Origin of the sequence: Bacteroides caecigallinarum, from assembly GCF_021531075.1 — a bacterium.
Classification (GTDB): Bacteria; Bacteroidota; Bacteroidia; order Bacteroidales; family Bacteroidaceae; genus Phocaeicola; species Phocaeicola caecigallinarum_B.
The window spans coordinates 1-680 of the sequence record NZ_JADYTJ010000147.1; the positions used below are offsets into that span (position 1 = coordinate 1).

Annotated in this window: 1 protein-coding gene and 1 pseudogene; both read right to left on the bottom strand. The window is 46.6% G+C overall.

What is annotated here, in order from left to right; genetic code table 11:
• A partial coding sequence (locus I6E11_RS14780; RefSeq protein ID WP_235338847.1) for a DUF3408 domain-containing protein occupies positions 1-433 on the bottom strand: 433 nt, incomplete at its 3' end.
• A 5-nt stretch (positions 434-438) separates the two neighbouring features.
• Positions 439-680, bottom strand: a pseudogene (locus I6E11_RS14785) (ParA family protein); the annotation flags it as partial.

Genomic DNA, 680 nt, shown 5'->3' on the forward strand with positions numbered 1-680 from the left:
ATGTTTTTGGGGTTTTTCGGCGAAACAGCTCGCCAAGCTCTTCACTGTAAGTCTCAAGATGGTGTGCCAGCACATTATCCAAAAAAGCGGGCACACTCATGTCATCACTCAGAAGGGGAAGGATACGAGCCAGCCTGCAATACATGTCATAGCTGATATAGGTCTGCTTTCTGTGTACGGACTTCTTTCTGTCCAGAAACAGTTCCTTATACATTTCCACCTTCTCTTCCAGTCCGGGGTCAGCGCGAATCGTCTTGCGGGACTTTTCCTGTCCCTGTGTCTTTACTTCCGGCACATTTTTTTCCTTTTCTGTGACAGGAAGAACATTCTCGCCGACATCTGCTCCAGATTTACCACAGGAAATGGATTCACTGGCCATCATGTCCTTCAAGGCATCCTCATCCACCTTGAATATCTCTCTTTTCTTTGCCATAGTTCTTATCCCGGAAATATGATACGTTCCATCTCCTGGGCAAAAGCCTCAAGACGGCTGTCTTTCAGTAGTGATTCGGAAGGAGGAAGAAGGGTGCAGCGGAAATGCTGTCTGGAAGAGGGTGTCATTTCCTTGTTGAAGCGTTCAAGATCCGGAAGTACGGTTTCAAAGACCTTCAACCCCATACGGAGCACTATTGCATTATACATTACATACAGTTCTTTTGAAGTACGGCTGTCCATACGGT